Source organism: Microcystis sp. M079S1 (assembly GCF_020246425.1).
GTDB lineage: Bacteria > Cyanobacteriota > Cyanobacteriia > Cyanobacteriales > Microcystaceae > Microcystis > Microcystis aeruginosa.
In genome coordinates, this window is sequence record NZ_JADBSZ010000186.1 from 1 (window position 1) to 9774 (window position 9774).

The window sequence follows — 9774 nt, forward strand, 5'->3', positions numbered from 1 at the left end:
TCATTACTCGATCGTAGTCGATAAAACAAATGCGCGTAAGACGATCATAAGCGGTTTGGCGATCGAGATTGACAAGGTGAAAATAACGATAATAAATGCTTTCTTCCGAGAGATAATGGTGAAATTGTCGCACTAAAGGCTCATCCGCTGCCCGAATCGGACGAATTAGCACCTTTAAGCCTCTTTTCGTCGTCCAAGGCCCTATATAATGTTCGGGATAGGGACGAATCGCCGGATGAGATAACTTTTCTGGGGGAGTAGTTGGAGGATGAAGAAGGATAGAAGCGGAAAGGGCGATTAATTGCTCTGAATCGGCAAAAAAGGGATTAATATCGATAGTTTTAATGCGAGATTGTTCACTAACTAGATGACTAAATCTCACGATTATTTGCTCTAAATTCGCTAAATTAAGCGATTTAAGCCCATTTGTCCCGTGAAAAGCCCGATAAATCTTGGTTTTTTCTAAAAGTCGGCGAGCGAGATTAGTATTTAAAGGAGGTAGAGCGGTGGCGTAATCTTGAAAAATATCGACTAAACGGCCACCAGTACCGAAAATTATCACCGGTCCGCACTGATCATCGTAATTAGAGCCGATAATTAACTCATATCCTCGATCGATCTCTAACATCGGTTGAATACTCACCCCGAGAAAATGCTCCCGACCCACTTGTGCGGTAATATTAGCTTCGATCGCTTGATACGCTTGCACCACTGCCATAGAGGAAAAAAGCGGCAATTGTACCCCACCCACCGCGCTTTTATGGATAATCGTCTGGGAATGCAGTTTCATCACCACGGGATAACCGAGAGATTCAGCGAGATTAACTGCTTCTGCGGCACTTTCAGCAATTTTAGTGACAATAACAGGGATTCCATAAGCTTTGAGTATATCTAAAGACTCTGGCTCACTGAGAATTGTTCTATCCCCTACTTGCTCGATAATCTGGCTCACTAAAACTCGATCGGAGCCATTTTCCTGAGAATTGGTTAAAATTGGCGTTTGATAAAGACCGCGCAGATTCTCCTCATATTTCCAGAGCAAATTAAACACCCGAGCCGCCGAATCGGGATAGCGATAGGTGGGGATACCCTGCTGATTTAATAACGCTACTCCCTCTGCAATGCCCTCCCCTCCCATCAAACTTGCTAAAATGGGTTTTTTGCTATTTTGAGCGATTGAGGCGATGCTACGGGCAATTTCTCGCAGATCGGTGTTAAAGCGGGGCGAGAGAATCATCAACACCGCGTCGGTATGTGCATCCGCTAAAGCGATCTCTAGGGAGCGAGCGTAGCTATCGGGATCGCTGCTGCGACGCAGATCGATGGGATTTTGGGGGACAATATCCGCGGGAAAAAGAGGCGCTAGTTTTTCGATCGTTGCGGGGGTAAGGGTTGCCAGTTGTCCATCTTCCGCCAGTAAAGCCGAGGCCGCTAAAAGAGCGGGAGCAACACCATTGCTGATGATTGTCAAGCGTTTTCCCCGGGGAAATCGGGGAATTTTCGCTAAAACTTGCGTGATATTCAAGAGATCCGCCAGTCTTTGTACTTCCACAATGCCACAGCGAGCAAAGGCAGCGGAGAGAGTTAGCTGATCGCTGGTCAATTTGCCAGCATGGGAAAGAGCGGTGGGGTCAAAGTCGGTACTGTGGCGACTAATGGCGATAATTGGTTTATTTAGGGCAACTTCTCGGGCCGAGGACAGAAAAGAGCGGGCATTATTCAGGGATTCCAGATAGATAACGATGCTTCTGGTTTGGGGATCGTCTCCCAAATAATAGAGTAATTCGCCCCAATCCACATCTAAAAGGACTCCGAGGGAGATAAAGTGACTAAAACCGACATTTTCGCTTAAACTCCAATCAAGCACGGCGGCAGCGATCGCCCCACTTTGACTAATCAGGGCAATTGAACCGGTTTTCGGCAGGATGGGGGAAAAGGTGGCGTTAAGATTTTGGCTGAGATTGCTGATTCCTGAGCTATGGGGACCGATGATGCGTAATTTTTGACCAGCGATCGCTTTAATTTCCCTAAGTAAATTTTCCCCCATCTGGCCGGTTTCCCGAAAACCCGTGGAGAGAATCAGGGCGCATTTAACCTGTTTTTCGACAGATTGGGCGATAATAGCGGGAATTTCGGGAGCGGGGGCGGTGATAATTACCAGATCGATCGCCGCCTGGATATCTGGTAAACTGCTATAGGTGGGAAGATCGAGCCGGTTTTCGGGGTGAGGATTAACTAGATAAAGACGGTGCTGACCGGGATTATGATGGAGATTATTTAAAAGAGTGCGATCGAGTTGGGGATTTTGGCGATTAAATCCCACCACAGCGATGGTTTTTGGCTCAAAAAAGGCTCTTATAGTTTGATGTTCGCCACCGCGAGGATCTAAGATGGAATTTAACATAAGTGGGTGGGTGGAATTAAATATAAGATGAACGTAGGTTGGGTTGAAGCATGAAACCCAACGCCCGATTATGTTACGCTACCGCTAACCCATCCTACTGGATTGTTTCAGCTAATTTGGTGTATTAGAAAAATGCTATAAATTCTATAATCTAAGACTTTAAGCCGAAATCTATTGCCCTATTTTAGCTGAAACAGTCCACTACAAGTAATTGTGCCTCCCTACTTAAGTAGGCTAGGAGGTATTTAAACCGGTTGTTGTTCCAGTGTTCCGGTGTTCCCCGATCGACCTAGACCAATTTTAGCTGTTTAATCAGGGTTCGATCGGCGTAATTAATTTTGTCTAGGTAGGGTTGGCAATAAAACATCCCCACCCGATGAACATTTTCCCCAAGAGATCTAGTAAACTATCTGATGCTGTAAATATTTAGAGACAGACGATGGAACTGGAATATCCCGAGGATTTGAGATACCTAGAAACCCACGAATACGTCAGACTCGAAGGTGAAATCGCTACCTTGGGAATTAGTGCTTTTGCCGTCGATCAATTGGGTGATATCGTGTTTCTAGAATTGCCCGAATTGGGAGAGGCTCTGGAAGTAGGTAGTAGTTTCGGCACGATTGAATCGGTAAAAGCGGTAGAAGATCTTTATCCTCCCGTCTCGGGAACCGTAGTTGATCGCAATCAAGCGATGATTGACTCCCCCGAATTAATTGCCGATGATCCCCACGGGGAGGGTTGGTTATTAAAAGTGCGGGTAGAAAATCCCGATAATGCCTTGGCTGATACCCTCTCCGCTAGTGAATATCGCACCCAAGTGGCAGGGGAAAGTTAACTAATATTAACAACACGGAGCCAGACCCTCACACTATCATAAGCATAGAAAGAATTGAAAATCCAGGAAGCGATCGAGTCTTCCTGATTTTTGTCTCTAAACCGTGCTGAGACGAAATTCTTGCCCGAATCGAGTCAGGTTTCACTATTTACCCAATCTATGCTAAATCCTAATCTCGCGGCGATCGAACTTTCCAAAGAGGAGGTTCAACGCTACTCTCGACACATTATTCTGCCCGAAGTGGGCTTAGAAGGTCAAAAAAAACTAAAAGCCGCCAGTGTTCTCTGCATCGGCACTGGGGGACTCGGTTCCCCGCTTTTACTCTATCTAGCGGCGGCTGGCATCGGTAGAATCGGTATTGTTGACTTTGATATCGTCGATAGTTCCAATCTGCAACGTCAAATTATTCACGGCACTTCTTGGGTAGGTAAACCGAAAATTGTTTCCGCTAAGGACAGAATTCTAGAAATTAACCCCTATTGTCAGGTGGATTTGTACGAAACCCGCATAAGTTCCGAAAATGCCCTTGACATTTTAGCCCCATATGATGTAGTCATCGACGGGACGGATAATTTCCCCACCCGTTATCTGACTAATGATGCTTGTGTTCTTCTCGACAAACCCAACGTTTATGGCTCAATTTTCCGCTTTGAAGGACAAGCAACCGTTTTTAACTACCAAGGCGGTCCCAACTACCGCGATCTCTATCCCGAACCGCCACCACCGGGGATGGTTCCCTCCTGTGCGGAAGGCGGTGTTTTAGGAGTTTTACCCGGGGTAATCGGCACAATTCAAGCCACAGAAGCCATTAAAATTATCCTCGGCGCACCGGATACCCTCAGTGGTCGTTTACTGCTTTACAATGCTTGGGAAATGAAATTCCGTGAGTTAAAATTGCGCCCGAATCCCATCCGTCCCGTCATTGAAAAATTAATTGATTACGAACAATTCTGCGGTATCCCGCAAGCGAAAGCACAAGAAGCGGCAGAACAGCAAAAAATGACAGAAATGACCGTAGTAGAGTTAAAAGCACTACTTGACAGCAATGCCAATGATTACATTCTCATCGATGTGCGTAATCCCAACGAGTACCAAATCGCTAATATCCCCAACTCGGTGTTAATTCCCCTACCCGATATCGAAAATGGTGCGGCAATTCCCAAAATTAAGGAATTAGTCAACGGTTATCGTCTTATCGCCCATTGTAAGATGGGGGGACGTTCCGCTAAAGCCCTCGCTATCCTCAAAGACGCAGGTATCGAAGGAATTAACGTCAAAGGTGGTATCAGCGCCTGGAGTCGCGAAGTCGATTCCACTGTACCAGAATACTAATTTTAGCCCTTGGGTTTTGGGGTTTTGGGGTTTTGGGGTTTTGGGGTATTAGTTGAATTTCCCCATTCCCTATCCCCCCATCTTCCTAGGGTTGATTCAAGGTAGGGTTGATTCAAGGTAGGGTTGATTCAAGGTAGGGTTGATTCAAGGTAGGGTTGATTCAAGGTAGGGTTGATTCAAGGTAGGGTTGATTCATGAATCAACCCTACCCCATTCCCCATCCCCCCATCTCCCCTTCTCTGTGTTTCCTGTTCTCTCTGAATCTGTTAAGATCAAGGCCAGTTAGCCTTAAAATCCTCGGTGTGAGCGAACGATGAAAAACCATATTAAAAAAATTGCTAGTTGGAGCGCAATCGCTACTATTTCCCTTGGCTTAGTAGAAATGAACCGAGCAGCGATCGCATTTGGCAACAATAATCAATTCAGTGCCTGTATCAGTCAGATTGTCGGCACGGGAGTCAGTCCCCAAGATGCTGCCACCGCTTGTTCAGAAGCATTAATTCCGAAAGAATTATCCCGGTGTGTGGCGATGATTAAATCCAAAACCCCGATCGATGGTAATCTGGCTCTGCAAGCTTGTTTTCAAGTGCGTCGTCCCATCGACCTAGGTAATTGTGTGGTCGATATCCATCGCGCTGCCCCCTTGTTTGCCGCTAATTCCCTCAAACAAACGGAAACAGAAACAGCCAAGGAACCTGATAAATTAGGGATTTCTAGACAGGTTTTAGATTCCTGTCGTCAAAGTTTATTACCCGGGCGCTTTTCCCAATGCGTTATCGCTGTCAGTCGTGATGTGGACAAAAATAACCCCTCCCAAGCTTTACAAACCTGTTTAAGTGCCGAGGATTTCCCCAGGGATCTATTCCCCAGTTATCCCCAAAATCAAGACCAGAGACCTTAATCAAGATTATTTGGCTCTCTTATTTTGGGAATATATGGAAAAACCAGAAAACGTTAAAGATTGAACCATCAATCAGACGAGTTCGGCGGCTTAGGAAAGGTACACTTAACCGTAATATTTAAATTACTTTTAGCGGTTCCTTTGGTAATATAAGGGATTCCTACCTCACCGCCGATTTCCACACCAAATTGTAAAGTGACTTCCTCAATGTTAGCAATGGCTAAATTGCGAAAAGCGTTTAAAGTGTAAGTAGTGTAGGTACGAATTGTATCTTCAATTGTCTGAAAATTCTGTAAAATTTGCTGTTTATCTGGTACATTAATTACCCCTTTAGCAACTCTTCCCTCGGTTTTTACTGTCTCGGCAGGAATTTCCAGGTCATCGGTGGACTCTATATAAATTAGAGTGTTTTCGTCAATTTGGATCGGAGTTAGTCGAGTCATAAATAATGCAGAAATTGAAAATTAACTTTTTTCTTAACTATTTCTTGGCTCTCCCGTACTTGTGATGATAAGAAAAGATTATCTAAGGGAGGGCCTATGCTTTCCTTGCAGTTTACCAAAAAACAACCTAATATAAAAAACATTTCTATCCCTTGCTGACTGTCTATGGCTCGCTACGCCCTCATCATCGGCATTAACGATTACGATTTCCTGCCATCTTTGAGTAAACCCGCCAAAGATGCGGAAGCTGTTGCTCAATTCTTGGAGAATACCAGGACATTTGAGAATGTAGAACGCCTACCTAAACGCTGGATTCCCGCAGAAGAACGCTACGAAGTTGTTCCAGGAAAGGTGACGAAGGATAAGGTATTAGAAGCCTTAAAGGAAATTTTATCGGGAGAACAGACCGAAAATCAAGAAGTCTTGATCTACTTTTCAGGACATGGATTTTGCTTGACTAATGACATCGGTGACAGGGAAACATATCTCGCCACTTCCGACAGCCAAAGGGACGGTCAAAAGGCTATTTCCTTAGAAAGAGGACTTAATCGGCTGTTGCATCGTTCTAATTTGAGCAATCTGGTAGTAATGCTAGACTGTTGCCATGCGGGGGCGTTATTGCCCGAAAATCCGGAATTAAATCGCACTTTGCTAGAACCTAGCCTCTCAGCGTTTAAGGAGAAGCAAGATTACTACCTAATCGCCGCCTGTCGGTCACAACAGGTAGCTTGGGAAGATGAGGAATACAGTTTGTTCACCGCCGCTTTACTGAAGGGATTGTCGCAAAAACAGGCTGACCCAGAAACGGGAGAAATTAGTGCCGATCGCCTGTTTGATTTCGTTTCGCGGGAATTGCGCGGGAAGGGTCAAGAACCGATTCGCATGGGAGTTGGGCGATCGCTAATTCTGGTCAAATATGGGGCGCAGCCTCAAGTTAAAAAAGTGAAACCGTTACTAGATGAGAAGGGAGAATTGCGCTGTCCCTATCAAGGATTGCTGGCGTTTACTAAGAAAGAACGCCCATTTTTCTTCGGACGCAAGCGAGTGGTGGACGACATCAAATCTAAGCTAGATCGGCTAAATTTTGTCCCTCTGATTGGTGCTTCTGGAAGTGGTAAATCTTCGGTAGTTCTGGCGGGATTGATGCCCTGGTTGGAAGAATTAGGATGGCAAATTCTCGAACCGATCAAGCCCGGATTTAAGCCGTTGACAATGTTGGAAAGCCTGCTGTTACCCTATTTTCGAGATGATCAACAATTGCTGGATGAATGTATCAATAATCCAGCCAGCGAAGGCTTAAAACCGCTATTAGAACTTTTTCCCTGCGAACACAAAGAACACAAATTCTTGCTGGTGGTAGATCAATTTGAGGAATTATTCACTTTTGCTCTAGCGGAACAGCGCGATCGCTTTATTGAATTGATTACTCAAGTTGCCACAATTCCTGACTTTCCTCTGGCAGTTGTCGCTACCATGAGGGCGGATTTCATTGAACCCTGTTTGCGTTACGATGGGCTGCGACAAATAATTCAAAATAATGCTGAATATCTGTCAACTCTCAGGGGATCATATTTGAGGGAAGCAATCACGGAACCAGCCAAGCTGCAAGGTTATGACGTTACGATAGAATTGTGCGATAAAATCCTCGAAGATATCGACGAAAAAGAACAAGGATTTTTACCCTTATTAGAGTTTGCTTTAACCCAGCTTTGGCAGAAACGAGATGAGGCAGAACATCGGCTGACTTTAGATACTTATGAGGCGATAGGTGGGATAGTAGGAGCGTTAAATTGTCAAGCTGATAAAGTCTATCAATACAAGGATTATGAAAAAGACTCACCGCAGCAGGAGCGAACAGAAACAGAGAAAACTTTAATCAAGCGAATTTTCTTGAATCTTCTGCAAATAGGAGATGGGGAAAAAGATACCAGATTGCGTCAACCGAAAGCCTTTATCTTGTCTCTAGCTGGAGATAATCAAGAAGGACAAAAAGTTTTAACAGAACTAATTGAAGGAGAACAAGGATTAGTAAAAGGTCGCCTTTTAGTGACGGGAAAAACTGAACGAGAAGAAGAAGCTTGGGTAGATTTAGCCCATGAAGCTTTAATTGAAAAGTGGGACAACCTGAATCTGTGGCGAACCGAAACTCGCAAGGGAAGAGAATTAGCCAAACAGGTGGATAAAGATGCCAAAGACTGGCAAAAAAATAACAGATCTCAGTATTATTTGTGGTCGGGTGACAAGTTAGCAGATGCAGAGAAAATTCTGCAAGAATATCAAGACACTGTGGAGACTACGCAATTGGCTAAAAATTTTCTCGAAGCTAGTAGCCAGCAAGAATTATATAATTACCTCCGCAGTTCAGACATTGATAATTTAGAGCGAGAGACATTAGAAAAGGAAGCAGCCAACAAATCATTTTTAAACCGAGAAAAGTTGAGAAATTTACTCGAAAATGAGAAGGAAAAAGCACAGATAAGGCTGTCAGCTTCCTGGTTACTGAAGCAGTGGGGAGAGGAGGTTCCTATCTGGACAGCAGAGGTTGATAAGCAAGGAAATATTGCCCTCTCAATTATCGCAGAAAACAAGCTACCAGCCACAGTAATCGAAGAGTTAGAAAGTGGAATAAACCTAGAAATGTTGGAAATTCCCGGTGGTGAATTTTGGATGGGTTCGCCGGAGCGAGAAGACGGATCATATCCAGATGAGCGCCCGCCACACAGGGTCACGATTTCTCCCTTTCTGATGGGCAAATATCCGATAACGCAGGCGCAGTGGCGAGCAGTAGCTTCTTTGCCTAAAATTGAACGGGATCTCAACCCAGACCCCTCAACCTATAAAGGGGATAGCCGCCGACCAGTGGAAAGTATTAGTTGGTACGAGGCAGTGGAATTCTGTGAGAGACTATCACTCTGGTCACAGGAAAAAGGAAAAGGCTATCAATACCGTTTACCCAGTGAGGCAGAGTGGGAATACGCCTGTCGTGCAGTTATCAGTTATCAGTCATCAGTTATCAGTGAAGAATCAATTCAAAATCCGATTTATCCGCCCTATCATTTTGGGTGCAACATTGACCCGGCTTTGGCAAATTACGGTCAAACCGCTCGTGCAAGGACGACGGCCGTAGGCAGGTTTCAAATCGTGAATGCCTTTGGACTTTATGATATGCACGGGAACGTTTGGGAATGGTGTCTAGATCCTTGGCACGATAACTATAAAGACGCGCCCAATGATGGTCGGGCATGGAAAGAAGAATTGTGTCCTGATGTGTTGTTAAAAAGGAAATATGTAGTACGTGGCGGCTCTTGGGGCGACGGTCCCAGGAGTTGTCGTTCTGCGTATCGCGGCGACTGCGATTACCTCAGCGACTTCGACGGGTTTCGGGTAGTTGCGTCGTCGAGGACGGTGATTCAGTGAACAGTTAACAGTTATTGCTTGTGCCAAGGCTCTGGCTTGGTATATAACATCTAGCGAGCAGACTACTTGAATAATTAGCGAGCAGGATGCTCGCATTCCCTTAAATCTAAGGCACTAAATTAGCTGTTTCAATCCAGTATTATGCTATACTTATTACAAGTATAAACTCGTAAATTGGAGGAAAAAGCCATCAATAATGATACCCACTCCCGAACAGATGCTTACTTGCATTAGAATGTGTCAAACCCTGTCTAACTTCTATACCGATATTCATCTATTTCGGTATGATGAAAAAAGAAAGGAGATTTATATACTAGCAGGTGAAACTCTTAGCTTTATCATATTAACTAACGGAAATGTGGAGTTTGAAGATGAATCATCAACCTGATTTTTACCAAATGTCTCGCCCAGAATTAAGAAAATATGTCCTCTCCCATCGAGA

Annotated in this window: 8 protein-coding genes; 6 read left to right on the forward strand and 2 right to left on the reverse strand. The window is 44.6% G+C overall.

Going from position 1 to position 9774, the window contains the following annotated elements:
* The coding region (locus IM456_RS12190; RefSeq protein WP_287692047.1) for an acetate--CoA ligase family protein at window positions 1–2404 on the reverse strand (2404 nt) is incomplete at its 3' end.
* Window positions 2405–2843: 439 nt separating this feature from the next.
* Between IM456_RS12190 and gcvH the strand changes: the two genes are divergently transcribed.
* The 3 genes from gcvH to IM456_RS12205 all read left to right on the forward strand — a co-directional run bounded on the left by gcvH (window position 2844) and on the right by IM456_RS12205 (window position 5472).
* Entirely contained in the window at window positions 2844–3239 is a 396-nt protein-coding gene (gcvH, locus tag IM456_RS12195; protein WP_287692048.1) for a glycine cleavage system protein GcvH, read from the forward strand.
* Window positions 3240–3398: 159 nt separating this feature from the next.
* Window positions 3399–4571 (forward strand): molybdopterin-synthase adenylyltransferase MoeB, encoded by a 1173-nt coding sequence (moeB, locus tag IM456_RS12200; RefSeq protein ID WP_287692049.1) that lies wholly within the window; start codon window positions 3399–3401, stop codon window positions 4569–4571.
* 313 nt (window positions 4572–4884) lie between these two features.
* On the forward strand, window positions 4885–5472 hold the full coding sequence (locus IM456_RS12205; RefSeq protein ID WP_287692051.1) for a hypothetical protein: 588 nt from the start codon (window positions 4885–4887) through the stop codon (window positions 5470–5472).
* A 68-nt stretch (window positions 5473–5540) separates the two neighbouring features.
* Here IM456_RS12205 and IM456_RS12210 read toward each other — a convergent pair whose 3' ends face one another.
* Window positions 5541–5915, reverse strand: coding sequence for a CU044_2847 family protein (locus tag IM456_RS12210; protein ID WP_104396437.1), 375 nt, complete (start codon window positions 5913–5915; stop codon window positions 5541–5543).
* Between the two features lie 165 nt (window positions 5916–6080).
* Between IM456_RS12210 and IM456_RS12215 the strand changes: the two genes are divergently transcribed.
* The 3 genes from IM456_RS12215 to IM456_RS23570 all read left to right on the forward strand — a co-directional run.
* A complete protein-coding gene (locus IM456_RS12215; protein ID WP_287692053.1) occupies window positions 6081–9332 on the forward strand; it encodes an nSTAND1 domain-containing NTPase in 3252 nt (1083 codons plus the stop codon).
* A 196-nt stretch (window positions 9333–9528) separates the two neighbouring features.
* On the forward strand, window positions 9529–9720 hold the full coding sequence (locus IM456_RS23565; RefSeq protein WP_465246295.1) for a DUF6888 family protein: 192 nt from the start codon (window positions 9529–9531) through the stop codon (window positions 9718–9720).
* 10 nt (window positions 9721–9730) lie between these two features.
* On the forward strand, window positions 9731–9774 hold a 44-nt coding region (locus IM456_RS23570), incomplete at its 3' end, for a DUF6887 family protein (protein WP_502845896.1).